15 protein-coding genes are annotated in these 19,317 nt (G+C 46.7%); 5 read left to right on the top strand and 10 right to left on the bottom strand.

Annotated features, from left to right (window positions below; genetic code table 11):
* Positions 1 to 24: 24 nt before the first annotated feature.
* Positions 25 to 1,719 (bottom strand): sensor histidine kinase, encoded by a 1,695-nt coding sequence (locus tag BN1044_RS14830; protein WP_072309363.1) that lies wholly within the window; start codon positions 1,717 to 1,719, stop codon positions 25 to 27.
* Positions 1,720 to 2,120: 401 nt separating this feature from the next.
* Between BN1044_RS14830 and BN1044_RS14820 the strand changes: the two genes are divergently transcribed.
* Positions 2,121 to 2,621, top strand: a complete 501-nt coding sequence (locus BN1044_RS14820) for a GNAT family N-acetyltransferase (protein WP_072309361.1) — start codon at positions 2,121 to 2,123, stop codon at positions 2,619 to 2,621.
* Here BN1044_RS14820 and BN1044_RS14815 read toward each other — a convergent pair.
* A complete protein-coding gene (locus BN1044_RS14815) occupies positions 2,604 to 3,281 on the bottom strand; it encodes a LuxR C-terminal-related transcriptional regulator (protein ID WP_247650327.1) in 678 nt (225 codons plus the stop codon). The two genes, BN1044_RS14820 and BN1044_RS14815, sit on opposite strands and share 18 nt — an antisense overlap.
* A 404-nt stretch (positions 3,282 to 3,685) precedes the next feature.
* Between BN1044_RS14815 and BN1044_RS14810 the strand changes: the two genes are divergently transcribed.
* Positions 3,686 to 4,549: a hypothetical protein gene (locus tag BN1044_RS14810; protein ID WP_072309481.1), complete on the top strand. Its 864-nt coding sequence runs from the start codon at positions 3,686 to 3,688 to the stop codon at positions 4,547 to 4,549.
* 74 nt (positions 4,550 to 4,623) lie between these two features.
* Here BN1044_RS14810 and BN1044_RS14805 read toward each other — a convergent pair whose 3' ends face one another.
* From BN1044_RS14805 to BN1044_RS14785, 5 genes are read right to left on the bottom strand one after another with little or no spacing between them, the layout of a single operon-like run.
* A complete protein-coding gene (locus BN1044_RS14805; protein WP_081329600.1) occupies positions 4,624 to 5,331 on the bottom strand; it encodes a fimbrial biogenesis chaperone in 708 nt (235 codons plus the stop codon).
* A complete protein-coding gene (locus tag BN1044_RS14800; protein ID WP_247650326.1) occupies positions 5,303 to 6,610 on the bottom strand; it encodes a fimbrial protein in 1,308 nt (435 codons plus the stop codon). The genes BN1044_RS14805 and BN1044_RS14800 overlap by 29 nt, the downstream gene beginning before the upstream one ends.
* A 10-nt stretch (positions 6,611 to 6,620) precedes the next feature.
* On the bottom strand, positions 6,621 to 9,218 hold the full coding sequence (locus BN1044_RS14795; protein WP_072309357.1) for a fimbria/pilus outer membrane usher protein: 2,598 nt from the start codon (positions 9,216 to 9,218) through the stop codon (positions 6,621 to 6,623).
* 40 nt (positions 9,219 to 9,258) lie between these two features.
* Positions 9,259 to 9,972 (bottom strand): fimbrial biogenesis chaperone, encoded by a 714-nt coding sequence (locus tag BN1044_RS14790; RefSeq protein WP_072309356.1) that lies wholly within the window; start codon positions 9,970 to 9,972, stop codon positions 9,259 to 9,261.
* A 48-nt stretch (positions 9,973 to 10,020) separates the two neighbouring features.
* Positions 10,021 to 10,560, bottom strand: coding sequence for a fimbrial protein (locus BN1044_RS14785; RefSeq protein WP_025799462.1), 540 nt, complete (start codon positions 10,558 to 10,560; stop codon positions 10,021 to 10,023).
* A 1,422-nt stretch (positions 10,561 to 11,982) separates the two neighbouring features.
* Here BN1044_RS14785 and mgtA point away from each other — a divergent pair.
* Positions 11,983 to 14,691 (top strand): magnesium-translocating P-type ATPase, encoded by a 2,709-nt coding sequence (gene mgtA, locus BN1044_RS14780; RefSeq protein ID WP_072309355.1) that lies wholly within the window; start codon positions 11,983 to 11,985, stop codon positions 14,689 to 14,691.
* A 62-nt stretch (positions 14,692 to 14,753) separates the two neighbouring features.
* On the opposite strand, the gene BN1044_RS14775 is transcribed toward mgtA, so the two are convergent.
* Both BN1044_RS14775 and BN1044_RS14770 read right to left on the bottom strand, forming a co-directional pair.
* Positions 14,754 to 15,083 (bottom strand): type II toxin-antitoxin system HicB family antitoxin, encoded by a 330-nt coding sequence (locus tag BN1044_RS14775; RefSeq protein WP_040044457.1) that lies wholly within the window; start codon positions 15,081 to 15,083, stop codon positions 14,754 to 14,756.
* A complete protein-coding gene (locus BN1044_RS14770) occupies positions 15,080 to 15,349 on the bottom strand; it encodes a type II toxin-antitoxin system HicA family toxin (RefSeq protein ID WP_072309354.1) in 270 nt (89 codons plus the stop codon). The genes BN1044_RS14775 and BN1044_RS14770 overlap by 4 nt, the downstream gene beginning before the upstream one ends.
* A 302-nt stretch (positions 15,350 to 15,651) precedes the next feature.
* On the opposite strand from BN1044_RS14770, the gene BN1044_RS14765 reads away from it, so the two are divergent.
* Positions 15,652 to 16,227, top strand: coding sequence for a nuclear transport factor 2 family protein (locus tag BN1044_RS14765; protein ID WP_072309353.1), 576 nt, complete (start codon positions 15,652 to 15,654; stop codon positions 16,225 to 16,227).
* A 41-nt stretch (positions 16,228 to 16,268) separates the two neighbouring features.
* Here BN1044_RS14765 and BN1044_RS14760 read toward each other — a convergent pair whose 3' ends face one another.
* Positions 16,269 to 17,465 (bottom strand): BaiN/RdsA family NAD(P)/FAD-dependent oxidoreductase, encoded by a 1,197-nt coding sequence (locus tag BN1044_RS14760; RefSeq protein WP_072309352.1) that lies wholly within the window; start codon positions 17,463 to 17,465, stop codon positions 16,269 to 16,271.
* 323 nt (positions 17,466 to 17,788) lie between these two features.
* On the opposite strand from BN1044_RS14760, the gene pitA reads away from it, so the two are divergent.
* Complete coding sequence (gene pitA / locus BN1044_RS14755; RefSeq protein ID WP_072309351.1) at positions 17,789 to 19,282, top strand: inorganic phosphate transporter PitA; 1,494 nt, start codon at positions 17,789 to 17,791, stop codon at positions 19,280 to 19,282.
* The last annotated feature ends 35 nt before the right edge of the window (positions 19,283 to 19,317 follow it).

The following is a 19,317-nucleotide window of genomic DNA, read 5'->3' as shown; positions in this document are numbered from 1 at the left end:
GAGAGGGCTCTCATTCAGTCACTATCAAACCTCAGCAACCACCTTCGGCACGCGAATCACAATACGGGTAAATTTGTCAGCCTCGCTTTCCACGCTCACACCAAACCTATCGCCGTAGCGAGCTTTAATCCTACGATCGACCAGGTTTATACCTAGCCCATCGCCACGTGGTTTAGACTGATAAAGACCCGCATTATCTTCAACGCTTATCAGAATATCGTCGCCTTCTCTCCAGCTATGCAAGCGAACCTCACCAACGCCAAACAGCTGCGACGTGCCATGTTTAATTGCATTTTCCACAATCGGCTGCAACGAAAACGCGGGCAAACGAATGTGCATTAAGGACTCATCGATATCAAAATCAATCATCAGATGATCGGAGAAACGCGCTTTTTCAATCTCCAAATAGGCTTTTACATGTTCGATTTCATCACCCAGCGTCACTTCGTCGCTGCTGCGTTTTAAATTCTTTCGGAAAAACGTCGACAGCGAAAGCACTAGCTTACGTGCATGGTCTGGGTCGCGCCGGATCACGGCTGATAAGGTGTTCAGTGCGTTAAATAGAAAATGAGGATTCACCTGCGCATGCAGCAACTTGATCTCAGACTGAGCCAGCAACTGCTTCTGCTGTTCATACTTACCCGCCAATATCTGTGCCGAAAGTAAATGAGCAATACCCTCACCCAGCGTACGGTTAATGCTGGAGAACAACTTATTCTTCGGCTCATACAGTTTGATGCTGCCTACCACGCGATTATCTTCACCGCGCAGCGGGATCACCAGCGTTGAGCCAAGCTTACAGTTCGGCGTAACCGAGCACTGATACGCCACCTCGTTGCCATCGGCGTAGACCACTTGATCAAGCTCAATGGCGCGATGCGTGTGATGAGAGGTAATGGGCGACCCCACCAGATGGTGATCGTCACCAATGCCTATAAATGCCAGCAGCTTTTCACGGTCGGTGATCGCCACTGCGCCAACCCCTAATTCTTCATACAGCACTTTGGCAACTTTCATACTGTTTTGCGGGTTAAAACCTTGCCGCATGACACCTTCAGCTCGAGCCGCAATTTGTAGGGCTTTTGAGGAGAACGCCGAGGTGTATTTTTCAAAGATTGCCCGCCTGTCGAGCAAGATCTGCATAAACATAGCTGCGCCAACGGTGTTAGTGATCATCATCGGCAAAGCAATATTTTCCACCAGCTCTTCGGCCTCCCAGAACGGACGCGCCACGATCAAAATGATCAGCATCTGGAAACACTCAGCCAAGAAAGTAATCGCAGCAATCACCAGCGGTTGGAACAGCAGATCTAGCCGATTGTTTTTCAGCATATAGCGATGCAATAACCCACCGACTAAGCCTTCCACCACCGTGGAAATCATGCAGGCCATTGCCGTCATGCCGCCCATCGAATAGCGATGTAGACCGCCGGTCAATCCCACCAAAAAGCCCACGGATGGCCCACCAAGAACCCCACCTAAAACGGCACCTATGGCGCGGGTGTTAGCGATAGAATCGTCGATATGCAGGCCAAAATAGGTTCCCATGATGCAAAACATCGAAAAAGTGAGGTAACACACGAGCTTATGCGGCAGACGAATAGTGACCTGCATCAGCGGGATAAACAGCGGGGTTTTACTCAACAAATAGGCGATAACCAGATACACGCACATCTGTTGCAGCAAGGAGAGAATTAAATCGATCTGGCTGACATCCATGGAAAATATCCTTCATTCACATGGCAGGTTTCACATGGTAAATAGTGTAACTGATCGAGGGGTGACGACAGTGCTTTTCTCCCCAAAAGTCATAGCCGATGCTCGAAGGACAGCCGAATTTAGGCAAAAAAAAAGCCAGCACCCGAGCTGGCTAAAAAAACACTGGAAGCAATGTGAGCAATGTCGTGCCTTCTCGAAAGGACGCCTTGGATAGCGTGAGTCAAATATGAGCTACTTAACTGACGTTTCTCTAAGGTTGTCTTCCCTAGAACGCACGGCAATGATAATCATTATCAATATCACTTGTAAAGCGTTTTTTTAACCATTAATAACCCTACTAAAATAGTTTTTATCCTTTATATTGAATGGGTTATTTGCTAACTCGTTGACAGGAAAAACAAATGGCCGAGATTATAATTCGCGCAGCAACGCCAAAAGATGCCGAAGAATTGCACAAGTTACATACTTATCCGCAGGTCTACGCTCAAACACTACAACTCCCCTATGCCACAACAGAAGTTTGGGAAAAACGCCTGAATCAGACACCGGCTGGCACCTATCATCTCGTGGCTGTACATGAGAATGATATCGTGGGGTGTGTGAGTTTAGACGCCTATCAGCGGCCACGTATGCGCCACAGTGGAACTTTTGGCATCAGCGTTAAGCATGATTTTCAAGGGCGCGGCGTAGGCAGTAAACTTATGACGGCTATGCTAGAGCTTGCCGATAAATGGCTGGATTTAAGAAGAATTGAGCTTACGGTGTTTACCGATAACATCGGTGCCGTTGCGCTATATAAAAAATTTGGTTTTGAAATAGAAGGCACCAGCCGTAGCTACGCTTTTCGTGATGGTGATTACGTTGATGCATTCCATATGGCAAGATTACGCGCGCTCCTGTAGCAACCCTTCTTTGTGGCTAACCAGATAACGACAGAAATTAGCGTGGTTGGTTAGCCCAAGCTTGCGCATTGCGCTGCGCTTATGGCCACTAATCGTTTTCTCACTCACCTTTAATTTACGCGCAATTTCACCGAGCGTTTGTCCTTGCTGCAAGCAACTCATGACCCTTTCTTCGCTGCGCGTTATCTTAACATCGGCTTGTTTTCCTCGTTTTTCAAGGAAGCCTCTAATCGCATCGCTATGCTCAACCACGCCCGATAATAGACGTGCCATAATAGCTTCCCGCAGCAACGAAATCGGTTCCTGTTTAGACAGTAACGTATAGGTATTGTGTGAAATGACTCTCGATAAAACATAGGGATCTTCGGAGCGTGTCAAGACGATCACCGGAAGCTTAGGAAAAGCCGCTTTCAGAAAATGCAAGGTATCCAACGCTCCTGATAAACCGTATTCAAAAGGAACAATTTCGATAATTAATGCATCAAATGGTTTTAGCGTGTGCTCAAGAACAAACTGAGAACATAAGTCAAATGACTGACATTTCATTTCCATGTCATCCATGCAACTATATATTCCCATCGCATCAACATAGGAGGTTTCAACTAATGCAATTCTTAACATTTTATCCCTAATGATAATTATATGCGGAAGAATATTCAAATTATTCTGCAAATTTGCAATGTAATGTATAAATTCTTAAGGGTGGGAAAATAATCATTCACAAACCTAGGATAAAACTATAACACTCTAGTTTGTTATAAATACATGAACATTTCTGGTATGTTTTGTATATAAAATCATCGCAACCTGCAGAATAATAAACTAAAAAACCACTCAAAATTAGCCTTACGAGCTGCAAAATTAATACAAAACATGTCGAATAAGTCAGTTTATTGCTATGTTTTACTCAATCAAATAATAGGTTATACAATTAACAAATAGCATTGACATCATGACATTGCATTTAATCTAGATATAATGAGACTAGAACACTAACCTAAATTTTCACACACAGAGCAGATACCTCTAACGTGGTAATTGCCTTCAATATAAAAAAGAAAAAAATGCAAAAAAACAATTTAGCAAAAGAACTATTTCTTTATAGTTCAGAGATACAGAAACTGCCTAATTTTAGACAGTCCATCGGAAAGCATTACGATTTAATGTTATCGATGTGTAAAACACATCCTTTATTCTATAAAACGATGTTTAAGGATACGCGTTTCAATATCGCGATAACGATATTATGTTTTTATTTTACACGTAAAGACCCTATATTATCCGATGTTAAAAACTACTGTGTAAGCCACGGCCTAGGAAGCCATAATAGCTTGGAATCATTGATGTTTTTCCTGCGTGTCGGCGGAAGGCTTAATGTCAAAAAAAGCGAAAAAGACAAACGAATTTTATTGTTCAACCCAACCGAAAAAGGTTTGGATGAGACTCATCGTTATTTAGCAAATTCTCTCGCTATTTTCCCCGATCTTCTGCCGGACTATCGCTTAGAAAAAGATCACCTTGATAACTATGAGGGATTAAAAAGCTTCTTTATCCGCTGCGCTGATCTGATGTTCAATGATGTCATTGTGAGCAATATTCTTCCTGATTCTCAAGTGTTCTTATTAAAAGACGCAGGACATATGATATTTATTCGTCTTTACATAGAGTCATTAAAACAAAAGGAAAATCAAAGTGTCACTGCCAATATATCTTATAGCCAAATAGCGAAAGAAACTTCTGTTTCACGTACTCATTTGCGAAGGATTGTTGATGCCGCAGCCAAGAAAAATCTTATGACGCCTCATGAAAATATGACGCTTACCTTGCATGATTCATTCATTACTTTAGCGGAAGAATACATGGGCTTATATTTTGCTTTTGTTCTATATTGCTTAGATATCGACCCGACAAATTCGACATTAATGTAGCGCCGGTACAGTCACAGATAAATATCACTAGTCACATCTGAAATAGCTGCCATGAAAAATGGTAACTTAAATGATTAGTTGATTATCTGGGTGTAATCCCAGTAGTTCCCTTCATCGTTTATTAGCGAGAAGGATATCTTTTTGCTCGTATTTTCTAAGCCCGAAGGCAACGTAATCTGATGATGGCTTTTGGGCGATAATGTTCCAATATCTAAAGGAATATTACTTATTGTCACACCAATAAAGCTTAAATAATATTCGGTCGGATTTTCAATCATCAGACTCTCTTTTTGCCGCACAAATTTGATCTTTGTACCAACAGATTCCTGTAGCTTATCTAGCCCTTTAGGTCGTAAAAAGAGCTTCATTTGAGTACGTAATGCAATCGTAATTTTTTGCACGGAATCGCCTGCCAGGCGCGGGGGGATCTCATAAACATTCAACCAAAATATAGACTCTCGATCTTTTGGCAGTTGGTTATCCATCACCATCAAGCGCAAGTTCGTCATCTCTTCAGGTTGCAGCTTAAATACCGCGGGCAATACCAGAACAGGAGAAGCACTTTTATCCGGTGTTGCCTGTGGATCTCCATCATCAGACCAAGCCTGAACCACTACGGGATAGGTGTTTTTATTCACAAGCTGCAACGACGCTTCCGTTTCGCCATCGTTAAATACCACGCGAGTCGCCTCTGCGTTCACCGCTGCCTGCACATTTGCTACACCTAGCAGAGCAAAAATAATGCAGCCAATATTACTGAATACGGATAAGAATCTGTGCATGCGCCTGATAGCTCCCTGCGGTAAGTTCATCCGAGCCAAATTTCTCTAACTGAGCCATAAAGGTTTCGGTGTAGCTATCAATCCCCTGAGCCGTATTTGAATCCACTTTCGTTTGATCGCCGCCAAGAATCGGTGACCAGCCGGTAGTTTTGGTGGTGTCCGTAGTTAAAAACTGCATCGGCTGGTTATTACGGTAGATCTTTACCCCCACGCCACGGGCATGGCCCTGTGTACCATACTGTTCATCAAGTAAATAATTCGCTGCGCCTGACGTTATCAGACCATATTGAGTTGCGGCCGCAACGCTAGCCGGCGGAGCTAAAAACCCCAGCGCTATCTGACCAGTCTTCAAACCAGAAGTCGCGGCAGACTGACATTTGAAATCCAGCGTAAACGGTGACTGGCTCACCTGTCCTGCCTGTAGCGCACTGATATTGATCGCTGGCAATGTCACCACCGGTGTGAAATTGCTGACCTTACAGGTCGCCCCACGGCGAAACGTCACATATTTATACAGCCCAATTGATGCAGGCCAAGTGCCATACCAGCCGGGAAAGCTAGTCTGTGAATCAGCACCATCGGCTGGACCGGTAATCCCCGGACCACGAAATGCGATATACGCATTTGGCTGGGTATAAGCATATAAATAGCTGGCGGCGTTATTGGTACCTGCACGGGCATAGTTCAAACGAAAAACTTCAGTTTGCACCGCGCTAAAATTTTTCGCTTTAATCAGCAAACGGCCTTGGCTATCGGTATCAAGCCCGGTAAGCAGGCGTGATTTCCATATTTTGTCGTAAAATTGGCCGGTCTCCATATTGGTAAATCGAATAGCAACGTTACGTACATAGGTAGCATAAGCCTTCGGAGCGACGCCGGTAATGCTGCCGTCATCATATAGACCGGCATAGGCCGCATCGCCGTTAGTGGCATACATCTCAAATATCTGATTTGCATCCGCCGCATCGCAGCGAAATAACACTCGCTCACTCTCATAGCCCGAGTTAATCGCGTAGGAAGTAAACGGTGCGACGCTAGAGGCTAATAGCGTGCCATCAGGCTGGAAATCATTGCTGGTGCTGATATCCACAACGCTAGGCAATCCTAAAGAGCCGTTGTTGTTATCTAAACTACCGGGCCATGAGCTCGCCACCCCATCACTGGGGCTGCTAAGCTGTGATTGAGCCGTAATTTTTGTGCAATTGGCGATCGCAGATGAGGATATCATCAGCAGGAAAAGCGTTGATATTGCACTGGTGTTGGCTTTCATCCTGAACATTTCCGTCCCCTTAATGTACACATTGCCCAGAAACAGAAACCAACTCCTGCTCTTCAGACGACTCTGGTAAAACGTAGCTCACGCGGCACATCTCTTGCGCACTTTCACCCCAACGCACGGTTAGCGTGCCTTGACGCTCACGCACACGGGCATAAATCAGGCTCGCTTGGCCAGACATCCCTACCACGTGATTTTGGTCATCCACCACGTTGGCCCCCATCGGTAAAGCATCGGTGCCATTGATTTTGGCTTTGATTAGCACACCATAGCCACTCAACGTATCGAAAGATGCTTTCACGGCGGCGCCCGCGTACGGGATCACGCGGCTTTGCGTACTCTTAAGCTCGGTATGCTTATTGATCCCTTTAGGATCAAGGCTGATCGTGTTGTAACGATAAGGCGTCAGCGACGGAATAATAGCGTAGCCATTGCTGTCGATACGGGCACCCTGTCCATTTTTCACCAATGCGCCCTTAGCGCCTTTGGCTTCAACCAACCCAAACGTTTCACTCAAATAAGGCCCAACCGTGACGCCTCCCTGATGAATCACAGCGGCACCGCGTCCCCCTAAGCCCCATTGGGTATATTCACTCGAGGCAGAATAACTGCCGTTAAGCGTACCGAACGCAGAGTTCTTTTGCAGATTCGCACCCCAGTTCTTAGTACTACCCGCTTGGTTCTCGCGATTTTGCTGATATCCGGCATATACCGAATAATTTAGCGTTCCTTGCTCGTCTAACATGCCCGAAAGGGATGTTTGCGCTGAGTTACCTGAGCTATCAGCATGACTGAGCGACGTCGAAACGTAGTTTTCACGTCCGCCAAACGAAAGCGGGATTGAGAACGTTAGCGTAATCAGGTTCTCAGTATTGCCTACGTAGGAAGAGGAATATCTACGCTCAGAGTCATCATCACCGCCAATATCCATCTGGTTACGGTATACCGACTGCTGACGGCTAATCGCCAAGTTGTAGCTGATGCTTTTCCAACTGTTGGAATAACCCAGTTGAAGCTGCGTATTACGTGATTGATTATCGTAGTAATCCATCACCGATCCTGACAAATACAAACTGCCATAATCACCCAACGTCTGGTTAATCATCGCGGTAAACTGATTACGCTGGTTCAGCGTATCTGACTTGAAAACATTATTTGAGCCCTGTTTTTTACTGGCTCGTTCGCCTAACACGTCACTCAGCTCACGGTAGCCTTCCGTGGAATAGCGATAGCCCGCCAGCGCAACGTTGGTACCGGTATAGTCGAACGTTCGGCTATACGAAGCCTGCACACGCCACCCAGACTGACTTTGTTCATCATCAATTTTGGCGTGTGACCACGTGGTGTTCACACCGAATGCACCTAGCCAATGACTCCATACGCCACCGGCCAAAATAGCCTGATAATCATCAGCAACACGCACGCCGAGGTTGCCGGTAAGGCTATTGGAAATCCCGCGCTCATAGGTGAAATCACCGAACAGGTTCTGCGTACCACCGTAATCACGAGCTTTCCCGATCAGCGCGTTATAACGGCCAACGCCAGGACGCATCGAATCAGATACCGCAGAAAATGGCACGGTAAACGTTGAGCTACGCCCATTTGCTTCAATGACTTCAACCTTCAAGTCACCTTCATAGTGGGTGCTGCTCAAATCATCAATAACAAAAGGCCCCTGAGGGACGTTGGTTTCGTAGATAGTACGGCCATTTTGGCTCACCACTACCCGCGCGTTGGTTTGCGCTGTTCCTCGGATCTCAGGCGCATAGCCACGCCGCGACTGTGGCCACATTCGTTGGTCAGTTTCTAGCTTGATACCGTTAAACGCCATGCTGCCAAACAACGAGCCACCACTGTAGCTTTGACCAATCATTAAGTTGCTGTTCAATGCTGCAATCGGCCTTTGTAGGTAGGTTTGCAGAGATTGCCACTGATAATGAGTTTGGCTCGGCGACTGGCTATACGTTGCCGATGATTGCTGGCGTAGCTGCCATAAACCTAGGTTAATGCCTGATTTCAAACCAAGAAAACCATACTGGCTGGTGCCACCAGAGCCTGAGCGATAGCGGCTTTGATAGTAGTTAGTGCTGTAGTTGAGGAACATCAACGATTCCCCCGCCTCCCAACTCTCCACGGGAACCGCATCACGCGGTGAGCGAGCAAGTAAAGCCTGAGGAATATAGAGATCCAGACGCAGCCGAGGCTGGTCAAAGGCCCAACTGGCTCCTTTTAGCAGCTGTTCAGGCGCCTGACATACCACTTTCTCTTGTGGATCGGCGGTTTTATCGACGGGCGGCAGCGAACTTTCGTTAACACCCGACTCCAAATAAAAATCGCGGCTAAGGCAAGGTTCGCTCTTTTCTTGAGCAGAGTTGTTAACAAAGTCAACGCTGTCCCGCTGCATAAAACGGCCATTCAGATAAATATCGACTGAATATTTTCCCGCAGCGGTATTATTATCCGTATTAAAACGCTTTAGTCCCTTAGCAAAACCACCACCTAAAAACAATGACTCATCAAAGGTATATTGACTATTATCTGTCGCCCACGAATAAACGCTCATCGGGAATAATGCACAGGTAACCCATGAAGCTAATTTACGATTATTCATCTAAATACCCTCTCATTCCCTGAGATGAATGAGGAATCCATCATAATTGGTAACGGTGCGTTATTTTTGCTCCCTGATCGTTAATATAATTAATCGTTAACTCAGGATTTTTAATTTTGCTTGTCACCGGCCATGCATCAGAACTAAACGGGGCGATCATTTTGTTTCCGAGTTGAATCGCTTTATTTTCTGACAAAATGCTAGCCCCCGAAATAGACAGGTAATAGCCGCTCAAATTTTCTAGTTCCAGCGCGTAAGTATTTCCACGCTGAACTATTTTTGGTTTTACGTGTTGAGCAATCTCAGCAGGCGATGTCGTTATTCCAGCAGGGCGATAAAAAACCTTCACTCGGTTACGCAACATTATCAACATTTGATTACTGCTACTTTTTGCTTCTCTTGGTGGAATTTGCAAAAAATTAAGGTAATAGACGGACTCACGATCCTGAGGTAATTGTGCCCCAGTAAACATTAGCCGTACGGTTTGGCCTGCTTTTGCCGCCATTTTAAAAAATGGCGGTGTAATAATGAATGGCGCTTGACCTGTTTCAGGCGTTGAGTCTTCATTACCGCTGTCCATCCATACCTGAATCACATTAGGAAAATCATCGTGATTAGTCAGTTGGATATTTACCTCTTTGTTTTGCGCAGGATAAACCACACGGTTTCCTGTCATCACCACGCTTGCCTGAGCCGAAGCAACCCAGCAGAGCGCCAAAACACATCCAGTAAAAACATCCCTGACAGATAACATATTGTTGTTCCTAAATAATTTACAGACCGGCATCCCGGTCTGTATGACTTACTGGTAAGAAATTGCGTACTGTAATGAGCCCGCTACGGTGCCTGCTGTTGCTGCTGCAGTCGCATAATACTGGACAGCGAAATCATGCGTAGCCTCGGTATCACCTTGTTTCAGAACCAGACCGTCAACGCTTTGTGGGCTCGTTAAATTAATACCCGCAGTGTCTTGAGTACTTTTCAGGATTTGTAATTCAACGTTTCCTGCACCACCGGTATTACCCAAGTTGCCGCTATTGGTCACGTTATTACCAACGAAAACGGTTTTAATATTGGTGTCTGCCGCATCATTTTTGGTGCAGCCTGTTACGCCCAGAGTAAATATCGTTTGGCCAGCAGTATCACCAGATGCAGCTAAATCTGTAGCAGCTACGGTTGGCAGTAAAACAATCGGGCTAGCGTCATTTCCGTTAATAGAAACAGAGCAAGTCTGAGCGGTAACTTCACCTTGGAAAGTGATAGTATTCGCACTGATTGCCATTGCAGATGCAGAAACAAAACAGCCCGCCATTAATGCGATTGATAAAATAGATTTATTCATTAGGTTCTATCCTTTAATTTATACAGATGACTATCGTTATTTGTTTTAACGATTTTATTAATTTAAAAATCCCTGTTTTTTTAGTCGCTAGAATAAAAACGGGCCGTTTGGTGTTTACTGCAGAGTGAAGCGCGATCACTCTGCAGTAGAAACCTAAAGCAAGTTTTTAGTTATCTAAGGAAAACAAAAACGTCGAATTAAAAGTGCATTTCAAAACAAACAAAAATGTATTCATGATCCTTCACCTTTATATCGGCTAACACCACTTTTCTATGCGTTCACATAGCAGGAAGCGTTCCTCTTATCCGAGAGGAATATGCGTAATTAACCAAGAAATTTGTTATTTATTTTTTAATTCGATTCAGTTCATCCTTATAAACGTTGCTAGATAGAAAGTGAGAAAAAGACTAACAGACTGCTCAGAAGATTCCTATACCCACAAAGTGAATGATGTGTTAATTAAATGTTATTTCATTCGAAAGTAAGACCTATTTCAGGTGCTAAATCGATAACATTTGTGAATGCAAGGTAAAAAAACACCATGTTTTACATATAATTAGCATGTTTATTATGAATACTCGCTTTTTGGCCTACAAAAAATCGCCCCATTTTTGTGCAGGGTGTACATTTTTGGGGTCATATCTAAAAACGTGGTTTTTTACAAAAATACATAGTCGCGTCGCGATCAATTTTCGCAAAAATAAGATAAACCGTGTTTTTGCAGCTCCGTTACAAGTAGATGCAATAAATCACTTACGTTGACTATTGGTTTATCAAATCAACCTTTACATAACCAATAACCGCACTTATAGTTTGCGCAGTTAATCAGCGGAGATCCTTCCTTGGAAAGTCAGAGTAGTAACTTACATAGCAGTGATATATCACTGGCAAGCTGACTATCTCCCCAGATGCTTTGCTTGCCAGACTCGGCGGGCAGCATCACTTCTCATACCAGAACTGTTGCGTACCCATAAAAGACGCTATCAGCCAATAGGCTGATGGATTTGATGCGGACAGTTATCATGCATATTTATACTCGCGCCCTATTCCCTCCGGGTAGAAGTCTATCGATGTGAGTTGTCGGTAACGTTTACGTCACCTACTTTCTCGCGTCCGCTTTTCTTGTTGCTGTTGATTGCACCTAATCAACCTGCGCAGGAAGGCTCTCTCACGCCGGTATTTTGATATACGTCCACTTTGGACACACAGCAAAGACTCTCGCCGCGAGGCGTAAGGAATCAATATGGACGAGCACCCCAGAAGCAACGTTACCCGCGTTGCACGGGCTGACGTGAGCAAACTCCGTCCCTAATCTGCAACGCATACTCTTAGCCCTTGGCTAATTAAGCAATTTGCGAAAGAAAACTCCTCATTTTTGGGGCGGATTTCTGCACGCAAAAAAACAGTGATGAGTACTGTGTTATGACCCAGAGAATCGAACAGGCCGCTGAAAAACGCAGCCGCAAAGACAAGAAAAAAGTCACCTATCTGATTGCAGAAGAATCTGCGGTCAGCTTGGATGCGACCCTCTCTAACCTCTCTTCAAACCTCAGTGGACTTGAGGAAGAAGATGCACGCCAACGCCTGCTGGAAACTGGCCCAAATCAGGTTGCTCATGAAAAAGTGCCGCCTGCTTTGGTGCAGTTAATCAGCGCGTTTAACAATCCCTTCATTTTTGTTCTGATGGTGCTGGCTGCGATCAGTTTCTTCACCGACTACTGGCTACCGCTGCAACGCGGTGAAGAAACCGATCTCATTGGCGTAATCATTATTTTGATCATGGTGTCATTGAGCGGATTACTGCGTTTCTGGCAGGAGTTTCGCACCAATAAAGCCGCTGATGCGCTGAAATCAATGGTGAGAACCACCGCTACGGTGCTGCGTCGTGCGCATCCTGCGGCCAAAAGCGAGTGCAAAGAGATCCCTCTGCAAGAGCTGGTCCCGGGCGATATTATTCTGCTTTCCGCAGGCGATATGGTTCCTGCCGACGTTAAATTGATTGAATCGCGCGATCTGTTTATCAGCCAAGCAGTTCTGACCGGTGAAGCGATTCCGATTGAAAAATATGATGTTACCGCCAGCATTAGCCAAAAATCATGCAGCAGCGATAATAGCGAAAGCGAGCTATTAGAGTTGTCCAACATTTGTCTGATGGGAACCAACGTGGCCAGCGGCACCGCCAAAGCCGTGGTGGTTGCCACCGGTGGCAAAACCTATTTTGGTTCTCTGGCTAAATCCATTGTTGGCACACGCACCCAAACGTCGTTTGACCGTGGTGTTAACAGCGTTAGCTGGCTGCTGATCCGCTTTATGTTAGTGATGGTGCCTGTTGTTCTGTTAATCAACGGCTTCACCAAAGGCGATTGGGCAGATGCCGCGCTGTTTGCTTTGGCGGTTGCCGTGGGTTTAACCCCTGAAATGCTGCCAATGATCGTGAGCTCTAACTTGGCGAAAGGGGCAATTACCATGTCCCGTCGTAAAGTGGTGGTTAAGCGTTTGAATGCCATTCAAAACTTTGGTGCTATGGACGTTCTGTGCACGGATAAAACCGGTACGCTAACCCAAGACCGCATCATTCTTGAGCATCACATCGACATCAATGGGCACGAGAATAAAGAAGTGCTGCAGCTGGCATGGCTAAACAGCTACCACCAGAGCGGCATGAAAAACTTAATGGATAAAGCGGTGATCCGCTTCGGGCGTGCTCGCCCTGAAGTTGAGGCCATGGCGCGGTTTAGCAAAATTGACGAACTCCCATTCGACTTTATTCGCCGCCGCCTGTCGATTGTGGTGAGTGATGAACAACGTCGCCATACGTTGATTTGCAAAGGCGCCGTCGAAGAGATGCTGGCCATTGCCACGCACATTAGCGATGACGGCAACATTTTGCCGCTCGACGATAGCGCACGTGCTGAACTAATGAAATTAGCCACTCACTATAATGAGCAAGGCTTCCGCGTGCTGATGGTCGGTACTCGTGATTTAGGCATTGATGGCTGCGTTTTCCCGCTGAGCAACAGCGATGAGCGCGATTTGGTGATCTGCGGATTGCTGACGTTCCTCGATCCACCAAAAGAGTCTGCGGCAGAAGCGATCACCGCGCTGCGTGAAAACGGCGTAATGGTTAAAGTTTTGACCGGCGATAACCCTATTATCACCAGCAAAATCTGCCGTGACGTGGGATTAGAACCGGGAGAGCCTCTGCTGGGCAGCGAAATTGAAGGCATGAGCGACGAGCACCTTGCCTTGCTGGCCGAGCAACGCACCGTGTTTGCAAAGCTAACGCCGCTGCAAAAATCACGCGTACTGAAAGCGCTACAAAGCAACGATCATACCGTTGGTTTCTTGGGTGATGGTATCAATGATGCCCCAGCCCTGCGCGATGCCGACGTGGGAATCTCCGTAGATACCGGCACCGATATTGCCAAAGAGTCAGCCGATATCATTCTGTTGGAAAAAGATCTGATGGTGCTGGAAGAAGGCGTCATCACCGGTCGTGAAACCTTCGGGAACATCATCAAGTACCTGAACATGACCGCCAGTTCTAACTTTGGCAACGTGTTCTCCGTGTTGGTCGCAAGCGCATTTATTCCGTTCTTGCCAATGCTCGCCATTCAGCTGCTGCTGCAAAACTTGATGTATGACATTTCACAGCTGACTCTGCCATGGGACAAAATGGACAAAGAGTTCCTACGCAAGCCACGTAAATGGGATGCCAAAAACATCGGGCGTTTCATGCTGTGGATTGGGCCGACGTCATCCATTTTTGATATCACGACCTACGCCATTATGTGGTTTGTCTTTGCTGCCAACAGCATTGAGCATCAGGCGTTGTTCCAGTCTGGCTGGTTTATTGAAGGCTTGCTGTCACAAACACTGGTTGTACATATGTTGCGTACCCAGAAGATCCCGTTCATTCAAAGCACGGCGGCGCTGCCGGTTATGCTCACCACGGGTATCATCATGGCACTTGGCATTTATATTCCGTTCTCACCGCTCGGTGCGTGGGTGGGCTTAGAGCCGCTGCCATGGCAGTACTTCCCATGGTTAGTGGGTACGCTGTTCAGCTATTGCGTTGTCACTCAGCTAATGAAACGTTTCTATATTCGTCGTTTCGGACAGTGGTTCTAATCTCGAACTCTGATTAAGCCTAAAAGCCGCGGTCATCATGCCGCGGCTTTTGCTTTTTTATATTAAGAACAGGCTTTAACTAAGGTATCGGTAATCCACTGGTTCACGCTTTTACCTGCAACCTCGGCGGCCACATTGATCTGTGAATGCACATCCGGCGGCACACGCAGGCTAATTTTTCCGCTCGCGGGGCGCTGTGGCTCACGCCCTCGTGAGGCGCAATATTCCAGATAGTCATCAACCGAAATCTCAAACTCTTTACGCAAATCAGCCACGTTGTCGGCATGAAAGCTAATTAAGTCGCGAATACCAGCCAAACGGCCAACTAAACAGTTATCTTCATGGCTATATTCAATACGTGCGGTATAGCCTTTGTAAGTCATTTCATTCATGGAATAACTCCCACCACTTCAAGAAAAGCTCTCAATTCTGTTATTTGATAGATCTTCGCCTCCTTCCTAGGATGCGGACGGTGGAGCAATACAACAACACCATCGATTTCAAATTTAACGCGCGAGCCTTGGCCTTCAGAAACCACAGCACCTAGAGCGATTAACAAGTTTTCAATCTTCCGCCACTCTAACGTTCGTATCGGCGGGTTAGTGAAAATGACGTATAGCGTTCGTTGGTGTCTGGCACTGAGTTTATGAGTCGACATCCTTGCACCTCATCCGTGTCGCTCACGCAATAACGATATCAAAAATTGATATCATAGCAAGCGTTTTGCGATGAAAATTTGAGCGCAATGTAGAGTGAATTGAATGAGATGGCTAACCACTAAACGCCGTTGTTTACCCTGCTTCGCAAACAAAAAATGTATCCCCAGCGGCATGGAATAATCTCTGCGGCACTTCTCGCATAATTAATTTAATCACCAGCAGCCTATACTGATTTTTAGTGCCATTCGTGCGCCAACAACACAATCAGCAACATGCTGCTCATCCTACTTAGAGACATCACATGACAAATTCTTGGGAAGATCGTTTAACCATTGCCGATTTAATGACGGGTTGGATGCACAGGGATCTGGCCGAATGGGACAAAATGCTGGAACTGTTTCACCCAGACGGAACCATCGAGGTGACTTGGTTTGAAGGGTTATTTACCGAGTTCGTGAAAGGCTCCCAGCGCATGGGAAATTCTGCGTTAGTCACTAAACATCTGATCGGCTCACCGATGATCCAGTTTAACGGAGACAAAGCCATCGTTGAAACCAACGCGATGATCGTGATTGAAAATGCGCAAATGAAACTCGGTGCCAGCGTTCATAACCGTTTTTACGACTGGGTCGAAAAACGTAACGGAGTGTGGAAAATCACACGCCGCCAGTCTATCTATGATTTTGGCTCGTTCAACTTCCCACAGGGCATCGTTGAAATCGATAAAGCCACGGCGGAAAAATTCCCTATCGCCTACGCGCCACTGGCATACCTGTTGGAAAAGAGTGGTTTCCCGCTATCGCGCGAATTTGCCAGCAAAGGAAGCTCTCTGGAAACAGAAATGAAAGTCGAAGGGCAAGCGTGGCTGAAAGGGTAACGCTCAAGTCGATCCGCCCCGGTCGGGGCGGAAGAGAGGTTTTATCGTGCTGCCAGCGCCTGCGCGCAGGCCCAAGCAGAGCTCCACGCCCATTGGAAGTTATATCCCCCCAGCCAGCCGGTTACATCTACCACTTCGCCAATAAAGAATAACCCCGGTGCTTTGTGCGCCTGCATAGTTTTTGACGACAGCTCATTGGTGTCAACGCCGCCTAACGTCACCTCTGCGGTACGATAGCCCTCAGTACCGTTCGGGAGCACCTGCCATGCCTGTAATGTTTCCACCACCTGCATCTGCTGCGCAGCATTTAACTGCTTTAACGTTACGTCTGGGATTTGCCCCAAAGTTTGTAAGCACTCAACCAAACGTTTAGGAAGCTGTTTTGCCAGCGTATTTTTCAGGCTCTGATTCGGATGCTCAATGCGCTCTGCATCGAGAAAAGCAGACAGATCGCAATCTGGCAGTAAATTGATAGTGACTTTTTCACCGGCCTGCCAATAGCTGGAAAGCTGTAAAATCGCCGGGCCTGACAAACCACGATGGGTAAACAGAATACTTTCGCGGAAGCTGGTGCCTGATTCAGCGGTCACAACCGAAGGAACGGCCACGCCCGACAGTGTTTGTAGATGATCTAACAGCGGTTTATGCAGCGTAAACGGCACCAACGCCGCACGCGTCGGCAGTACCTTAAGACCAAACTGCTCGGCGATTTTATAACCGAAAGGCGTCGCACCAAGGCCTGGCATAGAAAGGCCACCGCTGGCAATCACCAGCGATCTGCAGATAACCTGCTCGCCGTTTAGCTGCAGAGAAAACTCACCGTTCTCCATCCGCTCAACGCTCAAAATTTCACTGCGCAAGCGAATAACCACCTGTCCCAGCTCACACTCTTTTAGCAACATATCCACGATCTGCTCAGCGGAATCGTCGCAAAAAAGCTGGCCCAAGGTTTTCTCGTGATAGGCAATTTGGTAGCGACTCACCAGTTCAATAAAATCCCACTGGGTATAACGCGCCAACGCTGATTTGCAGAAGTGTGGATTCTGCGACAAATATGCCGCAGGCTCAGCATACATGTTAGTAAAGTTGCAGCGACCGCCACCCGACATCAGGATTTTGCGTCCTGCTTTTTTGCCGTTATCAACAACCAGCACCCGCAAACCAAGTTGCCCTGCCTGAGCAGCACAAAACAGGCCAGCGGCACCAGCGCCAACGATCACTACATCAAAATTTTCCACACATAACCTCTTATTTCGCGGTTTTGAACACAACCACGAACGTAAATACCGATTTTTCCAATATGAGCTAATCTGGTAATAAATGGCGAAATAATCCCAGACCCGCGGCGGGGGATTGTAAACGGGGTAATTCTTCACCGCCAGCGGAAGAAAAAATTAATCTTAAGATATTCACTCAACACACTGAAATTATAGGACTAATCCGAGATATGTATTCATTTCCAATGTAAACAAATCAAAAAAACGTCATATTTTGCTTTTCCCCAGCACGCGTTCTCGCAGATAATGCGCCGCGTTCATGACCACTAACTGGCGTAACGCTTATGCTACATCTATTTGCAGGGCTGGATTTTCACACTGGCCTTATGTTAGTCCTCGCACTGATGTTTGTTTTGTTTTATGAAGCCATCAATGGTTTCCATGACACAGCAAACGCAGTCGCAACAGTTATCTATACTCGTGCACTACGCTCGCAGATCGCGGTCGTTATGGCGGGTGTTTTCAACTTCTTAGGTGTGATGTTGGGTGGCCTCAGCGTCGCCTACGCAATTGTGCACCTTCTCCCAACAGATTTGCTGTTGAACGTGGGCTCGACTCACGGTCTGGCGATGATGTTCTCTCTGCTTCTAGCTGCGATTATCTGGAACCTCGGCACCTGGTACTTTGGTCTGCCGGCCTCCAGTTCTCACACGCTAATCGGCGCGATTATCGGTATTGCACTGACAAACGCACTGATGACCAACACTTCCGTGGTGGATGCACTCAACATTCCGAAGATGCTGGAAATCTTCCTATCGTTGATTCTCTCGCCACTCATCGGTCTGGTTTTGGCCGGCCTGATGGTATTTGTTCTGCGTCGTTACTGGAGCGGCACAAAAAAACGTCGCCGTATGCATATGACACCTGCTGAGCGTGAAAAGATTGATGGCAAACGTAAGCCACCGTTCTGGACACGTATTGCCCTGATCCTGTCTGCTGTCGGCGTGAGCTTCTCTCACGGTGCTAACGACGGTCAGAAAGGCATTGGTCTGTTGATGCTGGTATTGATTGGTGTGGCTCCGGCCGGCTTTGTGGTTAACATGGACGCCACTGGCTATGACATCACGCGTACCCGCGATGCAATCACGCATCTGGAACAGTATTATCAGAAGCATCAGGAAGCACTGCCGCATATCGTTGGCATTGAAGAACATCAGCCTGTTGCACCAAGCACCAGCAGCAATGATTTCCATTGTGATTCTTCACGCGCACTGATTGCCATCGATCACAGCAAAGCACTGCTGAACAACCTGCAACGCTACGATGAACTGAGCGTTGATCAACGTAATCAGATGCGTCGTTTGCTGATGTGTGTGGCTGATACAGCGGATAAAGTTGCCAAGCTGCCAGAAACAGACGCTCAGGATAAGCGCTTCCTGAACGACCTGCGTAAAGACCTGTTAGAGACGGTTGAGTATGCACCGATGTGGATTATCGTCGCTGTGGCTCTGGCGCTGTCTCTGGGTACCATGGTTGGCTGGCGTCGCGTAGCAACCACCATCGGCGAGAAGATTGGTAAGAAAGGCATGACCTATGCGCAAGGCGTTTCTGCGCAGATGACTGCCGCCATCTCGATCGGCGTGGCAAGCTATACCGGTATGCCCGTTTCCACCACTCAGGTACTCTCTTCTGCGGTTGCAGGTACCATGATTGTGGACGGCGGCGGTGTACAGAGTAAAACGATCAAAAGCATTCTACTGGCATGGGTTCTTACCCTTCCAGTTGCGATTGTGCTTTCTGGCGGTTTGTACTGGCTGGCGCTGACCTTCGTGATTTAACGTATTCCAACTATCAAAAAGCCCGTTCATTGAAC

The sequence above is a fragment of the Hafnia alvei genome (assembly GCF_900095695.1).
Classification (GTDB): domain Bacteria; phylum Pseudomonadota; class Gammaproteobacteria; order Enterobacterales; family Enterobacteriaceae; genus Hafnia; species Hafnia alvei_B.
Note: the sequence above shows the minus strand (reverse complement) of the source record. Positions and strands in the feature narration are given on the sequence as shown.